The 20440-nt window shown below is 31.0% G+C and carries 21 protein-coding genes and 1 pseudogene; 10 read left to right on the forward strand and 12 right to left on the reverse strand.

The genetic code is table 11. The features are described from left to right. Window positions 1-258 precede the first annotated feature (258 nt). The 4 genes from BW727_RS10635 to BW727_RS10965 all read left to right on the forward strand — a co-directional run bounded on the left by BW727_RS10635 (window position 259) and on the right by BW727_RS10965 (window position 5696). Entirely contained in the window at window positions 259-396 is a 138-nt protein-coding gene (locus BW727_RS10635; RefSeq protein ID WP_156179567.1) for a hypothetical protein, read from the forward strand. A 151-nt stretch (window positions 397-547) separates the two neighbouring features. After that, window positions 548-2266, forward strand: a complete 1719-nt coding sequence (locus tag BW727_RS10410; protein WP_062471969.1) for an ABC transporter ATP-binding protein — start codon at window positions 548-550, stop codon at window positions 2264-2266. A 306-nt stretch (window positions 2267-2572) separates the two neighbouring features. Next, window positions 2573-5236 (forward strand): class III lanthionine synthetase LanKC, encoded by a 2664-nt coding sequence (gene lanKC / locus BW727_RS10415; protein ID WP_062471966.1) that lies wholly within the window; start codon window positions 2573-2575, stop codon window positions 5234-5236. Between the two features lie 148 nt (window positions 5237-5384). Further along, window positions 5385-5696 (forward strand): DUF3021 family protein, encoded by a 312-nt coding sequence (locus BW727_RS10965; protein ID WP_418268868.1) that lies wholly within the window; start codon window positions 5385-5387, stop codon window positions 5694-5696. Here the strand turns inward: BW727_RS10965 and BW727_RS10425 are convergent. From BW727_RS10425 to BW727_RS10430, 3 genes and pseudogenes are all read right to left on the reverse strand, one after another. Beyond that, window positions 5688-6056 (reverse strand): RepB family plasmid replication initiator protein, encoded by a 369-nt coding sequence (locus BW727_RS10425; RefSeq protein WP_062471960.1) that lies wholly within the window; start codon window positions 6054-6056, stop codon window positions 5688-5690. The genes BW727_RS10965 and BW727_RS10425 overlap by 9 nt on opposite strands. Before the next feature lie 175 nt (window positions 6057-6231). Next, window positions 6232-6333, reverse strand: a pseudogene (locus BW727_RS10970) (DUF536 domain-containing protein); the annotation flags it as partial. Window positions 6334-6354: 21 nt separating this feature from the next. After that, window positions 6355-7245: a replication initiation protein gene (locus BW727_RS10430; RefSeq protein ID WP_062471957.1), complete on the reverse strand. Its 891-nt coding sequence runs from the start codon at window positions 7243-7245 to the stop codon at window positions 6355-6357. Window positions 7246-8019: 774 nt separating this feature from the next. Between BW727_RS10430 and BW727_RS10435 the strand changes: the two genes are divergently transcribed. After that, the gene (locus tag BW727_RS10435) at window positions 8020-8700 is read left to right on the forward strand and encodes a hypothetical protein (RefSeq protein WP_062471954.1); all 681 of its coding nucleotides are present in this window, start codon (window positions 8020-8022) and stop codon (window positions 8698-8700) included. Window positions 8701-9161: 461 nt separating this feature from the next. On the opposite strand, the gene BW727_RS10440 is transcribed toward BW727_RS10435, so the two are convergent. From BW727_RS10440 to BW727_RS10455, 4 genes are all read right to left on the reverse strand, one after another. After that, on the reverse strand, window positions 9162-9800 hold the full coding sequence (locus tag BW727_RS10440; RefSeq protein WP_062471952.1) for a pentapeptide repeat-containing protein: 639 nt from the start codon (window positions 9798-9800) through the stop codon (window positions 9162-9164). 296 nt (window positions 9801-10096) lie between these two features. Then, entirely contained in the window at window positions 10097-10642 is a 546-nt protein-coding gene (locus BW727_RS10445) for a hypothetical protein (RefSeq protein ID WP_062471950.1), read from the reverse strand. Between the two features lie 233 nt (window positions 10643-10875). Continuing rightward, complete coding sequence (locus tag BW727_RS10450; protein ID WP_062471947.1) at window positions 10876-11229, reverse strand: AsnC family protein; 354 nt, start codon at window positions 11227-11229, stop codon at window positions 10876-10878. 13 nt (window positions 11230-11242) lie between these two features. Further along, window positions 11243-12106: a replication initiation protein gene (locus BW727_RS10455; RefSeq protein WP_062471944.1), complete on the reverse strand. Its 864-nt coding sequence runs from the start codon at window positions 12104-12106 to the stop codon at window positions 11243-11245. A 622-nt stretch (window positions 12107-12728) separates the two neighbouring features. Here BW727_RS10455 and BW727_RS10460 point away from each other — a divergent pair. Beyond that, on the forward strand, window positions 12729-13124 hold the full coding sequence (locus tag BW727_RS10460; RefSeq protein WP_062471943.1) for a hypothetical protein: 396 nt from the start codon (window positions 12729-12731) through the stop codon (window positions 13122-13124). Window positions 13125-13316: 192 nt separating this feature from the next. Further along, on the forward strand, window positions 13317-13670 hold the full coding sequence (locus BW727_RS10465) for a plasmid mobilization protein (protein WP_062471942.1): 354 nt from the start codon (window positions 13317-13319) through the stop codon (window positions 13668-13670). A 114-nt stretch (window positions 13671-13784) separates the two neighbouring features. Here the strand turns inward: BW727_RS10465 and BW727_RS10470 are convergent, their stop codons facing one another. The 3 genes from BW727_RS10470 to relB all read right to left on the reverse strand — a co-directional run bounded on the left by BW727_RS10470 (window position 13785) and on the right by relB (window position 14910). After that, the gene (locus tag BW727_RS10470; protein WP_062471937.1) at window positions 13785-14315 is read right to left on the reverse strand and encodes a hypothetical protein; all 531 of its coding nucleotides are present in this window, start codon (window positions 14313-14315) and stop codon (window positions 13785-13787) included. Between the two features lie 99 nt (window positions 14316-14414). Beyond that, window positions 14415-14684 carry a type II toxin-antitoxin system RelE family toxin gene (locus BW727_RS10475; protein ID WP_077795893.1) on the reverse strand — a complete coding sequence of 90 codons (270 nt, stop codon included), beginning with the start codon at window positions 14682-14684 and terminating at the stop codon, window positions 14415-14417. Further along, window positions 14674-14910 (reverse strand): type II toxin-antitoxin system RelB family antitoxin, encoded by a 237-nt coding sequence (relB, locus tag BW727_RS10480; RefSeq protein ID WP_062471987.1) that lies wholly within the window; start codon window positions 14908-14910, stop codon window positions 14674-14676. The genes BW727_RS10475 and relB overlap by 11 nt, the downstream gene beginning before the upstream one ends. 356 nt (window positions 14911-15266) lie before the next feature. Here relB and BW727_RS10485 point away from each other — a divergent pair, with 356 nt between their 5' ends. The 3 genes from BW727_RS10485 to BW727_RS10495 all read left to right on the forward strand — a co-directional run bounded on the left by BW727_RS10485 (window position 15267) and on the right by BW727_RS10495 (window position 17811). After that, a complete protein-coding gene (locus tag BW727_RS10485) occupies window positions 15267-15938 on the forward strand; it encodes an ABC transporter ATP-binding protein (RefSeq protein WP_062471984.1) in 672 nt (223 codons plus the stop codon). Window positions 15939-15977: 39 nt separating this feature from the next. After that, on the forward strand, window positions 15978-17108 hold the full coding sequence (locus BW727_RS10490; RefSeq protein ID WP_062471981.1) for a hypothetical protein: 1131 nt from the start codon (window positions 15978-15980) through the stop codon (window positions 17106-17108). Window positions 17109-17409: 301 nt separating this feature from the next. Further along, the gene (locus BW727_RS10495) at window positions 17410-17811 is read left to right on the forward strand and encodes a hypothetical protein (RefSeq protein WP_062471978.1); all 402 of its coding nucleotides are present in this window, start codon (window positions 17410-17412) and stop codon (window positions 17809-17811) included. A 7-nt stretch (window positions 17812-17818) separates the two neighbouring features. Here BW727_RS10495 and BW727_RS10500 read toward each other — a convergent pair whose 3' ends face one another. Together BW727_RS10500 and BW727_RS10505 are read right to left on the reverse strand one after the other, a co-directional pair. After that, entirely contained in the window at window positions 17819-18394 is a 576-nt protein-coding gene (locus BW727_RS10500) for a recombinase family protein (RefSeq protein ID WP_062471975.1), read from the reverse strand. Window positions 18395-18965: 571 nt separating this feature from the next. Next, window positions 18966-19844: an Rgg/GadR/MutR family transcriptional regulator gene (locus BW727_RS10505; protein ID WP_062471972.1), complete on the reverse strand. Its 879-nt coding sequence runs from the start codon at window positions 19842-19844 to the stop codon at window positions 18966-18968. Window positions 19845-20440 lie beyond the last annotated feature (596 nt).

Here is a 20440-nt window from a genome sequence, read left to right on the forward strand (position 1 = left end):
TCTAAGAATATAATTTCTTAAAAAAATTAAGTAATAGTTTGAATTGCACAGTGTGTAATAATCTAATAATCATAAAATTTTTTAGTTGTTAGTTACTTATAGTTAACACTTGTTCATAAAACGTTAGCGATATCTTAAGATTGATTTAAGGTACTACTAATTACGAATATGTGTTGATTTTAAGAATTTTTATTGAAAATATATTAGTGGTATTGATAAAAGCAGAAGTGAATTTAGTATGAAAGGAGGTGAATAATTATGAAAAATCCAGTGCTTGATTTACAAGTAGTTACTTACGGTAACCCAGTAAAAGAACACCCTGGTCTAGGGGGGGGTAGTTCATCTTCATCTTCATCCTCTTCTATTGAGAACAGCTCATTTAGTATTTTTTGCTAAAATATTTAGTCTCTGAATAGTTGTAAATATAATGTCTAAATTAAAGGGAATATTGCAAATTTAATATTCTCTTTAGTTTAGATATTTTAATAAAAATTAACATATAAATTACTATATACAAATGGGGTATAAAAGGAAGATTATAAAAATTATGAAAATTAAACTACTCGATTTTTTCAGTATAACTATTCCATTTACAGTTGGAATAGTTATCAATATATTAGGGGTTGGATTTAATGTTTTAGTCCCTATAGCAATGAGAAAGTTTATTGATTTCGATTCAAAAGTTATTAGTAATAATAAATCTTTAGTATTACTATTTGTAGTACTACTTTTACAAATAATACTAACTTCAATAGGTACCTTTATTATTTCTATTGAAGGGGATAAGCAAATTTCTAAAATTAGATTAAAAATAAAAAGACACTTATTGGAATTACCTACTAGTTATTTCGATTCTCGTAATAGTGGGGAATTATCTAGTAGAATAATTAATGATGTAGCTATACTGAGGGTATTTCTCACTATTAATATTCCTCAAATGATCAATGGTATTATTACAATTTTAATATCTGCTGTTATCCTGTTTTTATTGGATTGGAAATTAGCAATAATACTTTTTTGTATATTTCCATTAAATGCACTTATTACATTTCCTATTGGAAAAATAAACGAACGAATAGCAAATAAAACTCAGAAAACTATAAGTAGATTAGTAGGTATTACTTCGGAAAATTTTAAAAATATACGAACTATAAAACTTAACAATGCAGAAAAAAATGTTTTTTCTAAATATAGTGATGAAATTAATGACTTGTACGTTCTTTCTTTTAAGGCTAATAAAATATTTGCGCTTACGCAACCGCTTCAAAGATTATTTGCTATTTCATTAATAATCGTAGTCATTTTATACGGAGGCTTTAGAGTTAGTCGAGGAACACTAACAGTTGGTACGCTAATTTCTTTTATAATTTTTTTATTTCAACTCATTGGACCAATTAATAATGTGGCTGATTTCTACAATAGTTACAAAAGAGCAATAGGTTCGACAAAAGAGATATCTGCCATAATGGAAACTGAAACAGAAAACAATACACTCCCGATTTTAAAAATTAAAGAAATTTCTAAACCTTACAAATTAGAATTAAAGAATGTTACTTTTTCGTACGATGAGATAACGGTTTTAAAAAATGTGTCAATGGATTTTAATACAGGTGAAAAAATTGCGATTGTAGGTTCAACTGGGGCTGGTAAAAGTACAGTTTTAAATTTAATTACTAGGCTTTACCCTGTAGATTCTGGATCACTTTATCTAAATGAAAAAAAAGCTTCAGATTTTAAATTAGATAACTGGAGAAGTTTATTTAGTGTAGTATCTCAGGAGAATACATTATTTTCAGGAAATATTAGAGATAATTTGATGTTTGGTCTTGACAAAGAAATATCTAATCAAAAACTAGAAGATGCTTTAAAATTCGCATATTTGGATAAGGAAATTGATAGCTTCCCTGAAGGTATCAATACTATCGTAGGTGAACAAGGGATTAAATTATCGGGTGGACAGAGACAGAGATTACAGATAGCTAGGGCATATTTGAAAGGCGCAGATTTTTTATTACTGGACGAAGCAACTTCCAGTTTAGATTCATACTCCGAAAAAATTATATCTGAAAATGTGAATAAACTTATGAAAGGAAAGACAGTTATTGCAATTGCTCATCGCATTTCAACAATTGTCAATGCAGATAAAATTTATTTTATTGAAAACAAAAAAATAAAAGATGTTGGAACACATAATGAGTTATATAAAAGAGTTCCAGCGTATAAAAGATTTGTTGAAGAACAAATAATAGATACCTCTCTTAGTTGATTGAGAGTTTAAAATAAACGAAAGAATATGAAGGTGATAATTTGAAAGAAGAGATGACAAGCTATATTGGATTTTCCAGAAGAAAAGAAGCCATATTTCATTCTCGTTTCAATAGTAATAAGATAATTAATCATAAATTTGAAACAATGTATCCTAGTTACATCAATTGGAGTAAGTACAGTGAAGAACATTGGACTTACAGATATGTTCAAACAAACAATTATATAAAAATGGCTACGCATATAGAAATTTTATACAATAATAGCATAATAGTATCTATTTAACTAAAAGACTAGGAGTGATAACTTGCAAAAAGAGATGACAGACTACCTTAGATATTCTGGAAATAAAGAAACAATATTTTATTCTCGATCTAACGAAAAAACAAAGAGTAATCAGAGATTTAAAGTGCCATCTTTTAACTATAGTAAATGGAATACATATAGTGATGAGTATTGGGCATACATGTTATTTAAAGAAAAAGATTTTCCTACTCAAGGGTGGAAGATACATATTACTTCTGATATAGATGAATCTCCAAGGCTTCTCTACGATGTAGCAACCTATTTAATCAAACATAAAGTATCTTTTAAGTATGTCCCTAATTTGAAAGCACTTAAAAGAAAAAATTTAAAGTATGCAGATAGAACATCTTCAGGGAAGTTTATAACAATTTATCCTGAAAATAATCAAGCTTTTTTTAAACTTTTACAAGCTTTAAAGGAAATAACTGAGCCTTATAAACTAGGAGCATATATATTAAATGATCAACAATGGCAAGAAAGTAATGTTTTTTTTAGATATGGTGGTTTAAAAAGGATTACTACAGAAATTGATGGACAAGAATTTTTAGCTATACAAAATCCGGATGGAAGTTTTGTAATTGACCAACGCGTACCGTACTATTACTTACCAGATTTTGTTATAGAACCTAATTTTATTAAAGAAAGAAATGTTTACCCCGATAAAAATATATTTGATAAGCTAAACAACTTTAACATAATTGAAGCAGTGCATCAGAGTAATGCTGGAGGAGTGTATTTAGCTAAAAAAGAACAAGTTAAAATAATTATTAAAGAAGGTAGAGATAAAGCAGGTATAGATAGCGATGGTAAAGATGGGTTTGAAAGAAATAAAAATGAGTATTATGCCTTAAATCGCCTTAAAAATGTTAAAGGTGTTGTAAATGTTCATGAATATTTTACAGTATGGCGACATAATTATTTTACAGAAGATTATATTGAGGGTAGAAATTTACAAAAATTTATTGCTCAGGAATATCCTTTTATCGACTTAAAAGATGGAAAGAAAAAAAGCAAAGATTACCTAGAGAAATGTATTATGATTGCTGAACAGTTAATAAGAATAACAGAAGAAATACACAAAAAAGGTGTTGCAATGGGGGATCTTAGTTTAAACAATGTTCTATTAACAAAAAATGATACAGAAGTAGTGCTTATAGATTTTGAGGCAGCAACTTCGCCTGAAACAATATTTAATCCAACGATTGCTACTCCGGGATTTATATCTACTGAAGCAAAAGACTTTGGAGAGGCTGATTGGTTCGCTCTGTATAGAATTATTCGAACTTTATTGTTACCAATTGTACCAGTGTATGATTTAGCTCCGCAAATTATTCAAATACATAATAGAAGTATAGAAAATATATTTGGAAAAGAAGCTATCCGACTTATTGAACATATAGAGAGAAAAATATCAAAACATACTAATCTATATCCTCAATCTCCTTTTTTAAATCAAAAATTAAATATACCTATTAAAGAACTCTCGGCTGAAACACTTAATAATTCAATTAATGAATTGATTAGAGGAATTATTAACAATCTTGATTTAGAATCTGTTTCTCTTATAAAAGGAAATATTGAACAGTACAATACATTTTTAGATAGGTACAATATTGCTTATGGTTCGTTTGGGACATTGTTATCTTTAATCCGATCTGATGATGGTTTGTATAGTTCTGTAAGATCTCAATTAGATATGTGGGTTAAAACCACTATTCCTTATTTAAAGGAAATCTCTAAAAGTAAAGACATTGACTTTGGTCTCTTTACTGGTTTATCAGGAATTGTCACTACTATTTATGAACTAGGTTATGAAGAAACTGCATTTACAATTTTTGAGAATATACTTACCACCCTTACAAAAGATAAAATTTATAAGTATATAGATTTATCTTTTTATTCTGGATTATCTGGGGTAGGTTTGTTTCTTCTCTCATTTTATAACATATCAGGAAAAGAAACTATACTTCAAACGGCTAGTATCATATACGATAAACTGTACTCTATGTATAAAGATAGTAATTTAAATTCTTCTATAGATGTTGGTTTACTAACTGGTTGGACTGGTGTGGCCCTGTTTTTTTGGAAGTATGGTCGAATTATTGACTGTAATCGTACAAAGAAACTTGCTGTTAAATTAGTTGATAAAGCCATTCTACCAAACTCGGCATGGGCACAAAAAAGTGGCGAATTATTTGTTATTGATGAGAGCCGAGGATTTCAACGATTAATACCATATATTGAAAATGGCTCCTCTGGCATAGCTCTGGCTATGCTAGAGTTTTACAAAGAAGATCCTAACTATTTAAATGAGTCAAGAACAACTATTTTGCATAACTTTATAAAAAGTAGTTATCTATCTTGTTCAGCTAATGGTGGACTAATAAGTGGTTATTCAGGTCTTATACCATTAGCAAATGCAGCTAGTAGTTTATTGAACAATAACAATGATATGTTAAATTTTCTTCTAGAAAACTTAAATAATTATTTGATAAGAAATGACAATAATGAAACATTATTTCCTGGTGATTACGGATTTAAATGTTCTATGAATGTCTCAAAAGGAGCAGCAGGAGTTTTACTAGTTTTGTCTGATATAAAAAATAAAGATGGAGGATCTTGGATTCCACTCCCTCATAAAGGTAGCAATTTGTTCAAGTTTTAAATTATATACTTCGCATGGATAATCTACATGAAAATAGTAATAAAGAACTTAATTAGAGATTAGAGAGGTGTTTATTGTAATGAATTTTTTTTTAAGAGGTTTAAAAAGAGGTTTTTTTCTATTTAGCTTTATGAGCGTTCTATCTCTAATGTCTTATTTTACGGGTGCGTTCAGTAATTCAAAAGCTTTGCTTTTTTATGGAGTTATTCTATTATTTTTAGGAATGGCTAGCGTGATCTACGAAATTAGAACGTGGAGTTTTAAAAAACAAATTATTGTTCACTACCTAATAATGCTTGTAACAATATTTCCAACACTCCTAATAAGTGGGTTCTTTCCCGTTGATTCTCTCAATAATTTAATTGATGTTTTTGTTAGATTCAATAAAACTGGTCTAATTCTATTCGTGGTAAGTTCTATAATATTTCGAATACGCATTAAGTACCATCAGTCAAACTAATTTTAGAACATTATCTATTTGGAATCCTTTGAATAAAGGATTCTTTTCTTCTTTGTATATTAAAACATCTTTTTTTATTAAATTACCTATATTTTTTGCTAAATCGCTGTAATTCTTACTGTTTCTTTTTAGATCTAATACAATCTTCAACTCGTACATAGAAATATTTACGGTAGCAAATACCTTATCACTAGACTTGACTTTAGAAATAACAAAATCCATTACTTTAAATTTTCTTGCATTCAAATCTTGCCTTAATTTTGAAATAAGGTCATTAAGCTCGAAAACATAGTAATAGCGTTGTGTGCCACAATCTTTTATATCAAAATTACGGTCATTTTTCCAAATAAATCCACTCATAAGTCCACCCCTAAATTATTCTAAAAATAATTTACAGTAAAAAAAAAGTCATTTTTCACTGTTGTATTATACTTAAAAATGTTATCACTAAAGTAATTTCATTTCTTTAAGTGCTTAAATGTGTTAGTAAGGTCTTATACTAAATATTAAAAAGAACAAAGAACCGCCTTTGGTAAAAAAAACTTTTTTTCATAGTCTTTGTAACTTTTTTATTGATAGCTGTTTTACTAACACCAATTTCATCAGCTAGTTCTCTAATTGTTTTTTTTGCATATATAAGTTCCTACGTCACTCACTTTTATTTTGTACTATTCCTAAATTTTTCTAGTCGTTTATTAAATTTTTCTTGATCTTCATCCGAGAGCATTTTATTTTCTTCACTTTCATTAATATTCTTTTTAGCCCAGTCGGGTAGTGTTTCTTTTTTTATTCCTTTTACAGAATATTTAGTGCCATGTTTAAAGTCATCTGCATTTTTACCTTCTGGAGTAAAAGTAAAAGTATAACCTAAAACTTTATTTCCACGTTTTTTAGATTTATTTTTTTCTATTCTTAAATTTTTTAAAATACTACTTAATTCATCTGAAATTGGTTTGAGAACACGAGCATCAATATTATCTAATCGATATGATTTAGGAACATCTAATAATTCTTTGAAATCTTCCATTTTTATTATATATTTTCCAGTCGTACGATATTGCTTAAGTAAACGAAACATTGTCTTAGAATAAGTAGATTTTAAGTCTATAAATTCTTCTAAAGAATAACGTGTCCATGACTCTAAATCATTTAAAATATGTTCCAATTTAGGATTTAAAGCAATTTCTACATAACCACTTTCGGTATCAATTTCATTTACATGGTTGTCTACGTTTACGACAATGTCAAAACCTGTAAACAGAATAAATCGTGAGACTGTAAGCTTGTTGTTGGAAACGTAACTGCTCTCGTAATTGAGTTGCAGCATTTTACTATAGGTACTATTGAGGTCATCTATAAACCGTTTCGTAGAAGTAGGTTTATATTTGCTTAAATAACGTAATTCATTCCACATAAATGTAATAGTCTTAGAACCTTTTTCTCTCATCCTACTGATAATTGAGAAAAACAAATTCATTTCATTAGCTGTAAACTTTCGAAAAACAACCATATTTAATTCATTTCCGTATTTAACAATTTCATTTGCCATATAACAGTTGCAACTCCTTACTAAAAAACTTTTAAACATTATAACCTACATCATTTATAATGTGTAGGTTATAAGCAGACAAAATGTAGTGTATAAGGGTGGTAAACACTTACTCTCCCATGAGGTACAGCGCTCCTAAAAGAGGTTTAAAATAGATATATAAAAGAGGGAAGATATTAAAAAAATTTTATAACGCAGAACTCTAAAACAAAAAAACATTTAAGCACTCACATCGGTGAATGCCTTAAATGTTAAAACTATGAAAGAAGTCGCTCCGCTAACAAGAGCCGTTTTGGAAACGCTCATAAACTTTGATTAATTTCTTAGATAATTGTGAACTGAAAAACGATAGTGAGAAACAGGCTCACTTCGTTCTTTAAAGACAAGCCCTACGTACCCATAGTTATTAAAATGAAAAAAACAACGATTTGAGCGCTTATAATCACAAGCCATATAAAAAATTCATCGCGATTATTAAAAAAAGCTTATAAGACCGTTAAAAAGGCTGCTGGATAAAGACCTTTTATCTAGATAAAAGGTAGGGAGTAAAAAAATAAATCCCCAAAGGAGATTCCGTAAAGTTTTTTAAAATGAACGTTCTTAAAAAAGTTCAAATTAAATCTCTATTTAAAAAAGAATGATCGACGAACCGCAAATTTACAGCCTAGTAATAATAACTTAGTAATAAATAAAGAGTATAAAGATTATAAAGAATCTAAAAACGACGAAACGAATGATATCTGGGAATACTAAAATTATGAAGGAGGGTTCTAATTGTCATTACTTGTTGTTGAATCTGCACCAAATTATTTTAATGAGTGGTTAAGAACATTTTTTCAGTTCATAAACTCTGTAGAGTTTTTTAAAATATTTGTGCAATATGGATTCCTATTTTTAGCAGTTCAACTTTTATTAAATAGATTAAAGTACAATCAGGACCAAAAACTAAAAGAAGTAGAAAAAAATAACACGAAAGAAATTCAAAGAGAAGCTTTTTATAGAACTCAAAATGAGGGGGAATTAAAGAAGATTGTCACAGAATATGCTCTCATAATAACTGATCCTCAAAAATTTGGAAAAGCAAAGCTTCCTAGAAAAAAAATTCCAACAGATGAAGAAAATAAACAGCATGTTATTGATATCATGAACCTATTAATTATTTATGGATCAGAAGAAGCTATCTTAATTGCAGGGATATTAATGCAGTTAACTTACGGAATGGATTTAGAAAATGCTGAGACACTTACAGAAAGAGAAAAATGGGCCCAATATTGGTTAGCAGCTGAATTAGTAACGCAATTAAAAAGTGATTATACAGGAATTACAATAGAACCAATGGATATAATTAAATTAAAGATAAGTGATTTAAATGATCCGGAGCAGGCTGATAAATTTAAAATAGGGAAAGAATATGCTGAAGAATTAATTAAAAAAGAACAGAAGAAAAGAAACTAAATTTCCCATTAAAAAATTTATAAAAGTAAAAAAACGGAATTAGAAAAAAGAACGGTTACGAGGCAGGCAACGGGTTTGTGTACACAAACCCCAAAACTTCGTTTTAACCTGATAGGAAGTTTCCTATAACCTTGTCATCTTTTACATTTATTTTTTTTAAAAGAAATATAAAAGGTTGTTGTCGCTTTGCTCGATTTTTTTATTTTGAATTTATTTTTTAATCTATACTCTCTTATTTCTTGAACTTCATTTTTTGACAATCCCCTTTTTAGATTTTAAATAAAAGGGCGTATTTACACATCATCTTAAAAATTGATGTATTGCGCTCTCTAAAACCTAAAAAAGCAATCCAAAATGACACCGCTGTGTGATCATTTTGGATTGCTTTTTTTGTGTGAAAATTCCTTTGGAATTTAAAAATTCGCTTTGCTTTTATAAAAATATTAATGAATAATTTGCGACTAATAAGAATTTTTCTCTATGAATTTAGTTAGATGGCTAAAACATATATACGAAAAATCTTTTTTGTTTAGTTCATCTAAACCATCAGTAATTTGTTTTAATGAAAAAAAATTTAATAATCTACCTATATTTAATTTGGTTAATGAATTTAACAATACTTTATTTTCATATCGTTCTCTAATGCCCACGAATAATTCATTATCACAACTCATTTCTCTTTTTAATTCCACATTTTTAGGAAATCGTTTAGATTTTTTAAAATAATTTGCTGAAGAAATACAATTAATAAACTCAGCATTTTCAAAATTAACTTTTTCAAATTTACATTCTTTAAAAGAACAATGAATAAATTTAGTTCCTTTAAATCTACTTCCTTTGAAATTACAGTTAACAAAATCTACAGATTGAAATGTTGCTCCATTAAATCCACAGAATTTGAGAGTACTTTTATTAAAAAAAGTTCCATAAAAAGACGCATTTGTAAAATGACTATGAATAGAATTACTATTTCTAAAATCTTTAAAATTAAAATTTCTATTAGAAAGGTTTTTATTATGATATGAAAAAAATTTATTCCGAGGATATTTTTGTTTTTTTTTCTTTACGAATGTTTTGTTGTTAAAAGGTATAGTTTTCACTATGATCACCCAATCTAGAAACGCCTAACAGCAGTAATGTCCATGTTGTTTCATATTTTGACATTAACTTTATTAGCATAAATAGTATGAAACTAATAATTGTTAAAACGTCAGAAACATAATTTCCCATAAACATCACTCCTTCTATTACGTCAACTTTTAGCCCTCATTCCGTCCGTAGACCATTGTACGTCCCAGCATTACTACTGAGAGGCGCAGGGCAAATATACTATAACACACAAGTATATAAATTCTTTCTAGTAATATTTTATATATCCTAATTAGAATTATAAAATTCAAGTGGTAGATACAATTTGATAAATACTCGCTACAGAGGCGGCTGCTCCGACCAATTGAAATAAAAAATTAAATAGTTCTTTTTTATTGATTTGCCTATTATTTATTTTTACCTCACTGTTATCTTTATGTTTTTCTATTTTATTAGGACTAACATTATTATATAAACTATTTACATGCTCTGAAAACCCACTAATAGTTCCAAAAACCCCCAGTAACAACAGTCCCAAAAAGAACACTCTGCTTACAATTAGAAAAAATTGATTGCTTATTACATTTGTTGAACCTACCCAAGCTACAAATGTACCAATAAAAAACATACCTACACTAATGTCAGAAAAAATATCCTTTTTCTTTTCATTCTTAGTAGTTTGTCCAAGAAATGCAATACTTAAAAGAAAAAATATTTTTGCAAGATTGATATTCAAAATTTCATAAAGAAGAAAATCAGAATTTAACCATAAAAAGACGCCTAATATAAAAAAGGCGACAGCTAAACCTAATCCATTACTATCGATACCAGTTTTATTCGAATCATAATTCATTAGTTTTCCTCCTAATTATTTTTTAATAAGACACATGAAATTGAATAAAATCGTGCATGCGGAATCTCTTCATATAGGATTCCTTTTTTGTATCTACTGACTGTACACGATTACTATACAAAGAAATATAAAATAGGGTATGACAATTCAAGGATTCATTTTAAAAAATTTTTTTCCGGTTCTTTAAGTGGCGAGATTGGTATTTCAGAGGTCTGTTCTTTGGGAGATTCTACCTACTGAGAGAGTTGCAGGCGCCGAATTTGTTGATTGGCTTGCAAGGTCAGTTGTTGCTGTTGATCCAGGAGTTTTTGGTACTGGTCTAGTTGTCGATATAATTGTTTTTTATCCTCTTTTAAGTCACTTATTTGCCTATTAAGGGCTTCAACCTCGTAAACATGAGGTTGATTGACAGTGGTTGCCTGTTTTTTTGAAACTCTTATTGCGTCAGCAATTGTAAGTGTCAACTCGTAAACACTGTTAACCATTTCCGGTTGAAATTCAGGTAGAAGCTGTTCCATTCGTTTATGAGTAGCTTGCTTCGATATACCCAGCTCTTTTGCCAACTCCCTGATAGAAATAGTTCCCATGTTTATCCCTTTTCTATTTCGGTTTATTTTCTCGTATGCGTTTTAGACGTTCCTGATAAAGCGCTTGTTGGTCAGGTGGCAGGAGCGTATCTTCTTTTTGAATATATTCGTTAGTTGCCCATTCTGGAAGCTTTTCGATTCGTTTGGAGTAATAATTATGAGTATTTTGATTGTATTTATTTGGGACCCACGTACCTATTTTTTCTTTTTCCCAGCGAAATTCATATGCAATAACTGGATTACCCCGCGCACTAGATTTTATGGTCTTTATTTTTAAATTTTTGAAATACTCAGGTAATTCTCTCTTTATCGGTGCTAAAACGCGTGTACTTATTTCACGAGTGCGGTAACTTTTAGGAATTTGAAGCATTTCTTTAAACTCTTCAATCGAATATTCTTTTTTCCCAATTGTTCGCCACTGTTTAAGTTTTTTAAACATTTCCTTCGCATAGGTTGATCGGATATTCGTAAATTGTCTTAACTCAAATTGAGTAAACTCCGCTTCAAGTTTATTCACAATATAAGCGAACCTATTTGATACTTGCACATCTAACGTAAATTCAGATAGATTATCGCTCCAATTAGCTTCAAAGTATTGAAATAAGGCCATACTAGTATAAGAGTTTTTAGTACGCTCACGGTATCTCATATTTTCTAGTTTATCTATTAAGCTAACGATTGTATTTTCAAGCCTTCGGTTTTCATTCATTGTGTAATTTGCCAATTCAATCAAATCTTCTTTTTTAAAATGGATCATTTTTTCGCCTTTATCTCGTGCTTCGGTAATAATTGCGAAAAAGAAATTTTGTTCTTCTGTTGTCCATTCTCTCATAGGAATCGTATTTAATTCATTATGGTAGCGCGTGACTTCATTCATTTTAAGAACTCCTTTTATATTTGTACCCTAATAGTACCACCTCTTCAAAAATAAACAATTTTTTTTCTTGTACCCTAAGAGCCTACATTTTGTACCCTAAGAGCCTACATTTTGTACCCTAAGAGCCTACATTTTGTACCCTAAGAGCCTACATTTTGTACCCTAAGACATGCTAGAAACATTGCTGTAACAACCGTTATAGAGCCCCTAAAGATTAATTAAAGATTATTAAAGATTATATAAAAAGCAACAAATATAATTAATAGCCAAAGAGAGAAAGTTATGTTGGTAAGAATTAAAATAAAAAAGGAACAGGTATCTAAATCAACTCATACGCTTAAATCGCATGTTTGACCTTTTTGAAAGTTTGTAGAAGGCTCACTTCGTTCGTGCAGGGCAAGCCCTACAGACCCAAGAGCTGTTTAAAGCGAAATAAATACGCTTTAAGTGCGTTATTTCCTTTTTTGATGGATTTACACACGTTAGTATAATAAACGCTCTTAAACCACCTTAAAAGCCCCTTTAAAGCGATTGAGCGTATTTGTTTTCTGTCCCTTCTTTTGATACGCTTCTCGAAGAGAGAGATTGCATTGTTGACCAGATAAAAAAGAGGAGGTTTATAATGATTACGATCATTCGTCAGACGGAGATAGGAGGAAACGCGCTCGCTATCAAGCTAAATAAAAAAAAAGTCGCCACTATATATCCCGGGCAACAAATCCAAGTGGAACTTCCAAAGGAATCGGCTATGTTACAGGTGTCTGAATGGGGCTTTAAAAGCAAACCATTAGAAGTCAAAGATGGCGAAACCATTGATATCACGAATTGGGAAAAAACGAATAAAATAAACTTTTTATCTATTCCACTTCACTTTATAGGATTCACACTTATTAGTTTTTATGTTCCAACTTTTCGGTTGCGAATGATTGCTTCCATGATTTATCTAGCCGTATATCTGCTCGTAATGCTTCAACTAAATTGGTATCAATTAAAAAAAAGAGACCTATCAACTGGTTAAAAATCAGTTTCGCTGGCGGGTCTTTTTTTTTTTTTTGACTTAGCAAGCACCGACAAATGTATACATTTGTCAACTTGTGAGGGGGGACTCCCTCAATCCCCACGTATTAAAAAGCACGGTGCTTTTTAATCTTGTTTGCCCTTCCCTGTTTTCAACAGGGCGTTAACGTTCAAAAAAGGAAAGGAGAAAAAAATGGTGACGAAATTAAATCGGCAGTTAAAACGCGACAACCGTCTTTTTTTTGATCTATCGGATGATGAGTTAGCCCAATTTCAAGATCGCTTTGCCTTGTATCGTTCTACTAATCGCAGTCAGTTTATTCGGGAGTTGGTGTTGAATAACTACATCATTGTTAATGACGATACACATTTAAGAGCCTTGGTTTATGAAGTGAATAAAATTGGCACCAATATCAATCAACTGGCCCGACTGGCACAGCAAAGTAAGCACGTCAATGAAGGGGATATCGACGCGCTAAAAAAAGACATGGCCGTGATTAAAAAGGAGCTCTTTCAGACGCTGCTAAACCATAATCGGCAACGCTAAAAAAATCTGGGTATTTTTTGTCCCAGACTTTTTATAAGGTTTATTTTACGTAGCCCCATTTTGTCCCTGATAAACAGGTGTCAAAGGGACCTTAAAAGCGTCTATTTTACCGTTTTAGCGATTAAAAAGACGACTAAAAAAACCTTTTTTCTGTTTTTGTCCGGACTCTTTCGTCTGCTTTTTATCATGATCAGATGAAGCAGGGGCGTCTGTTTTTGATTCAGACGATTCGTTTATTTCTGGAGTAAAGGCGAGTTGCAAGTGTTCAATCTGGCGGTTGGATTGCAGAGTTAATTGTTGTTGCTGGCTCAATAAATTCTGTTGTTCTTTTAACAATTCCTGCAATTTATTAATTTGCTCGTTCTTTTCAGCCAGTTCCTTTTGCAAAATAGCAAGGGTTTCTACCGACAAATCATCCGACAAAATTTTGTCAGTTTGTTTGTCACTTTTGTCGGATTTTTTGTCACTAGCATTTTCTTCTAAACCCATGTTTATTTTTATTAATGCCTGTCCTTTTTTATGGATTAAATAGGCCCCACCCTCACTTTTAGTTACATATCTACTGTCAATTTTTTTAACTTGATACTGAATGGCTTGTTTTGTTACCTCTAATTCATCGGCAAATTGCCGTATAGTTTTTGCCACCTTTTTGCCCCCTCTTTTGTCGGTCTTTTGTCACCCCTATTGCTCCTTCATATTAGCTTAAAAGAATTCAAATAAAAAGAACCTGGCACCAGGTTCTTTTTATTTGCTGTAAATATCCTTCCGGTGTCCAATTTGAATCAGGATAATTTTGATGGCATCGTCATCGATATCAGCGAGTAAACGGTAGTTGCCAACACGATAGCGCCAATACTCTTTTAACTCGCCTTTTAGGGCTTTCCCCTGCTGTCTGGGGTTATCTGTCTGGACTAGGTTTTTAGTAATCCATCCCATGATCATCCGTTGTTGCCCTTTATCGAGTTTCGACAAGCTTTTGATGGCCTTTTTTTCATACACGACCTCATAGTGCATGCGATAAGCCTAACATCTTCATGACTGTGTCGTGATCATGGATTTCCGTTGTTCCCTCTTTGAGTTCCGCTTCATAGGCTTTGATGTGTGCCAGATCTATCTCATCTTCGATTTGTCTCTCAAGTGTTTGCTTAAAAAGCGTAGAGAGAGGAATATCATGTAAAGTTGCGTATGCCTGAAATGCTTCTTGTTCTTCTTCGTTTAAGCGGACCGTTATTGTCGCCATACCACTCACTCCTTTGTCCAAATTGTAACACAAAGTAACACGGATATAAAGCGACGAACCGCACTGAAAATTTAGTGCGAAAAAACAGTAGTATTCCAGTTATTCCCTTGAAAATATTCTATGTGGGAAGTCCGATCATCCTCTTTGGCTGAGGTTTGTTCTTTACCGAATGGAGATCCTTCTTTTAAAAAAGAAATCATTTAATCAAAACGCCATTTTTATTTTTGCATACATTTAATGCTTGAATTGAGATATACAAAATCTGGTGAACCGTTTATTATGACTCTACACCGATAAAACAATGCTATCTTTACCAAATTCTTATGCTTATAATGAGACTAAAAGAAGGTACGCCTATGTTTAAAATCGAGGGATTGTCTTTTCAATTTGACCATGAAGAAATTATTCAAGACTTAAATTTTACAATGAAATCCGGAACATTGGCATGTGTGATTGCGCCAAATGGAACAGGAAAAACCACTCTTTTCCGATTAATCGCAAATCGGTTGAAAAAAAATGTAGGCCAAATCGTCATTGATGGCTATGATAGTCACGAACGTGTTGTTTTTAATAGCCGTCTTTTTTTTATGGAAGATGCGCAGCGACTAACAGAATCTTTTTCTGCTTTAGAAAACTTAGAAGTCATTAAAGAATTGTGGGAAAGTACCGTAGATATAAATGAAGTGGTTCAATTACTCCAGATGGAATCCTTTCAACACAAAAAAGTGAAAAAAATGTCTTTAGGTATGAGACAAAAGGTATTAATTGCGGCGGCAATCGTCAGTGATGCGCAACTTCTTATCTTTGATGAACCGCTTAATGCTTTGGACCTCAAAAACATTACTCTAATCAATGCGTTGTTTTTATCACTGAAAAAGCAAGGGAAAATGATTCTGCTCTCATCGCATAATATTTATGACTTATTAGAAGTGACAGATAATCTTTATTTCCTCTATCAAGGAAAAATGCGAGCGGTTCCGAATCAGTTGGAAACCATCAAGGCGCATTATTTTGAATTATTTAACTAATTGGTATTCGGATCTAGCGTCTACGAAAGGATGAAACAAATGAAACTATGGACATTTGAATGGTTAAAAATCTACCGGGACCGAACAACAATTATTATTTTCTCACTCATTTTGTTACTATTCAGTGTTCCATTTATTATTGGCATACAGCCAAATAGTGATATTGAACTTACCCTTTTAGAGCAAAATTATGAAATAGGAGAAGAAGCCATTGCTGATTTGGCAGATGAACCTGCAGCAACTCAGGCAGTTGAAAATATAAAAGAAAGAAATACCTATTTGAAAGGGATGATTGATAATCTGAAGGTAGGCAATCAAAAAGAAGCGCTGATTAATGAGCGGAACTTAGAAAGGCTAAATCTTCAAAGCATTGCTGATGGAAGTTTTTCAAGATCGTCACTCCAAGAACAAACTAAAATAGTGCGTGTGTTAGAGTTTTTAGTTGCCAGCCATATCCCAAAAAAGGAGTCAGATCCTAGGGAAATGGGTGCTATCAACTATATTGAAATGATTTTTTCAACACCGAACTTTGTGATTATTCTTTTGCTATTACTAGCAGTCTATATCGCATATTTTCTAACGCTGGATAGTCGAACCAAAACAAGCGAGGTATACCAAGCAGCACCCTACTCGCTTTTTCATATTTATTTCCAGAAGGTAACCGCCCTTGGCATATCAATTATTATAAACATAGGCGCTATTATCCTAATTGTTGGGGGAATTCTTGCCATAAAAAATGGAGTTGGATACACTGCGTACCCGATTGCAATTCTTGCAGGTGAGGAGGTGGTGATTATATCCACCGTTGCTTACTTATTTCAAAATATCCTTTTCTTAGCTAGTTGGCTTCTTTATTTATTATTAGTCGGACTCTTCGTATCTTTATTCACATCAAATCTTATTTTGAATGTGTTTGTACTACTTTTACCGCTGTTGCTAAATCAATATAATGTTTTAAACAGTGCAGTTAGCGACCAACTCAAACCATATTTAATATCCAACTATGCGGATGTATCACGCATTATCTATGGGGGAAGTGATTACTTGCCACTACCAAGTGCAGATTTAACGGTTGCGCGTGGAATAACACTGTTAACCGCTATCTCACTGAGTATTTTCATTGCTACTATAATAATCATTCGTAATAAAAATAAATTTAACAGGTTGTAAAAGTAGGTAGGCTACCTTTACAATTAAGTATAGCCCGACTATCTTTAGTAAAGTCTAGATCGACCACATTTAGATGGACAGTAGAATGGAGCTCTCATAAATTTTGAATGTCGATTAAAGGTATCAGTGCCCATAAGACAGCAGCATTGATTGGCAGGGCCTTGAGGTACAAAAGTTCGTTAGACTTCAGATCACTAACCCTATAAATTTGTACCATTTGCTGTAGATAATTCAATAGTTAGTATTAAACTGTATTTATAATAATCGGATACGTATTCTATTCTATGAGAGAGATGATAATATGTCTGTCACAATAAAACGTCGGACTGGTTGGTTAGGCAGTTTTTCGAACATAACGGTACTCTTAAATGGAGAAAAAGTAGCTAAAATTGCAGATTATCAGGTATTAGAGCTTTCTATCCAAAACAAGAATGCCGATTTACAAGTCACACAATATGGCTTTAAGAGTAATAAAATTAGCGTAACTGAGGGGAACATGGTTGAAATAACCGCGACAAAAAGCTCGTATATACTTTATTATACGATCGTTCTATTTATCCTATTACTAAGTATCAGCACCACGCTCAACGTGATACCATTGACAACGTATAGTGTATTGCTTCTACTTGGATTTTTACTATTTATAGGCAGTTTTTTCTTTGTCACAATGCACAATTTAAAAGTTATAAATCAGTATCATTAACTTGTTTTTAAAGTCCTTGCATTCCTTTATTCTCTTTTAAGCGCCTATAAAGTGTTGCTTCACTCACACCAGTAATCTGACTGATCTCTTTCACAGTTTTAAAGGTTGTTTTTCGAAGGTCTAAGGCATGTTTAATCCCCGCATGTGTGTGGGTATATTTTTTAGGTCGGCCTTTGTAGAGGCCTTTTTTTTTGGCTAATTGAATGCCGGCAGCTTGTTTTTCTTTCATCATCGTCCGGTCTAATTCTGAAAAACCCGCCATGATGGTTAGAAAAAACTTTCCCGTTGGCGTCCGCGTATCAATTCCCATATTTAATACCACTAAGTCTACCTGGCGTTCTTGCAAAGCTTCCACTAATTGCAACAGTTGAACGGTATTTCGGCCCAAGCGATCCATTCTCGTGACGACTAGTGTGTCATTTTCTTTCAAATCGTGTAAAAGCGCGTCTAGTTTGGTCTTTTTCGGAACAATTCCTGATATTTTCTCTGAAATAACCTCATTTATTCCAAAGGCTTCGAGTTGTTGAAGTTGAGTTTCTAGATTTTGGTCTTTTGTGCTGACGCGTGCATACCCATAGATCATTTAAGCACCCCTTTTGATAGATGTATCTGATAGCTTACAAAGCCCAGTATATCAGCAAACGAAAAAGCCCTCAATAGGGTATACCCTATTGAGGGTCTTTTTAAATCTTTAAATATTTTATATTAAAAACATTAAAGATATATCTAACTTTTCAATATTATCAAATAAAAATAATGTTTCTATTATTCTCATAGATTATTTTTTTGTTAGAATTTTCTTTTATTTTTTATAATGTTTAAGGCAACAAGTAGCCTATAAATTATTTGGAATTTAGGAAGATCTACGCCATTTTTAAACGTAAAATGGTTTTTTGTAAAACACATGATTTTTCAGAAATTTTTCGTTGTGAGTACTCTGGTTATTCTCTAGTGTTAATAGCATTTCTAACTAATTCCATAAGAATATATTCTGTAAAACCTTCTTCTTGTTGTTTATATTGTACATCGCTATATGTGACAGTATCTATGTTTTTAAAAGGTTCTTCTACTTTTCTTGATCTATTCTATATAATAATCACTAAAAAATAGACTATATAGCTATTATTTCCCTCAAAAAATAATTTTTATTCTACTTAAATTTTTAGTTTCTTTGTCATATTATTCTGTTTTACGGTTTCAAATAATAATACACACTGTCTTTTTTTAAGTGGCATATCAAGATCAGTAAAGATAGAAATAATTGTGTCTATTTTGTTATTGTCATATTTTTTTGAGCTCATAATAGCTATTAGTTCTTCGAAAAAAGCTAACATAATTTTGTCATAGACTTTGCTCTTAGATTCGGACAGACCGTTTTTTAGTTCGTTATAAAAGAAGGTACTTTTTTGTATGTCATTTTTCTCTATAAAAACAACTAATATATTTGTTATTAATGAAAAAACCTCGTTATTAAATCTATTTAATAACTTATATTCCTTTAATTTTTGCTTTGTTCTCTTATACAAAAGGATTATTAGGTCATTAGGGAAAAAATCTAAAGAGTTTGTAAATAACATCAATTCATAGTAAGTCCAATTTTCACATTCAAGAAGATAGTTTTTTAAAATATTGAGGCTATCTGTGCTAGGTTGCTGGTTCAAGAGATAATTAATAGTAAGTTCACTTAACGCTAAGTAATGAAGTTGATTTATTTTGCTCGTTTTTTTGTATTCTCGTTTCATAATAAGCTTTAATTCTTTTAATTTTTCAACATCTTGTAAGTAAAAAGCAGGAAGGTATTCATCTAAAAAAATGTGACTTGTATTTCTTCTATAGTTACTATAAATAAAATGGAACTCTTCTAAAGATATATTTAAATTATCTAAAATTTTAAAAAATTTTTCAGTCGTTGTGTCACTTGTGCCATTTTCGAATCTTGAAATTGCTGGGCGGCTTAAAATATTATGATATACATTTTTTGATTTCAACTTTTTTGATAGTCTAATATGTTTAACTACTTCACCAGTTTTCATAAAGATATCTCCTTTATTGTTACTTATAGTTAACTATTTGTTTTAATAGATTAATAAAAGAATATATTGATAATAGAAAAGAGATTATGGCTGAAATAAGGGGGGCAGTAAATTGGAAAACGTAATTGATATTTTAGTTTGGGACATTATTACTGGACGCTAGTAATTAGTACATAGTTTAAAATTCCAAAGTTAAAAAGTGATAATAGCTAGTATTGTACTAATCATTGCTATTTTAAAAAGCTATACTACAAAAAATACAAGTTACTACTGTATAAATGAATTAGTATAATTAAATATCAGAGGTGTATAAAAATAATAATAAATTAGACAATATACTTTCAGCTGGAAAGGACTTAATCAAAGTAAGTTGTAAAATTATTAAAACTACTCATGTTTAAGTTTCTCTAACTATGCTAAATAAAGTACGGAATTTAAATATGTGCCTTCCGATTATAGTTTTTTAAATAATATGGTGATTAGATAACTTTCTTTAATATCTTATTTAATCTCACCTAAATTATTTTTAATTAATATTTATTCACAAATAATTGTTGTCATTATATTACTAATTATAGAACAAAACGTTACTTATA

The sequence above is a fragment of the Jeotgalibaca dankookensis genome (genome assembly GCF_002005405.1).
GTDB classification, from domain to species: Bacteria; Bacillota; Bacilli; order Lactobacillales; family Aerococcaceae; genus Jeotgalibaca; species Jeotgalibaca dankookensis.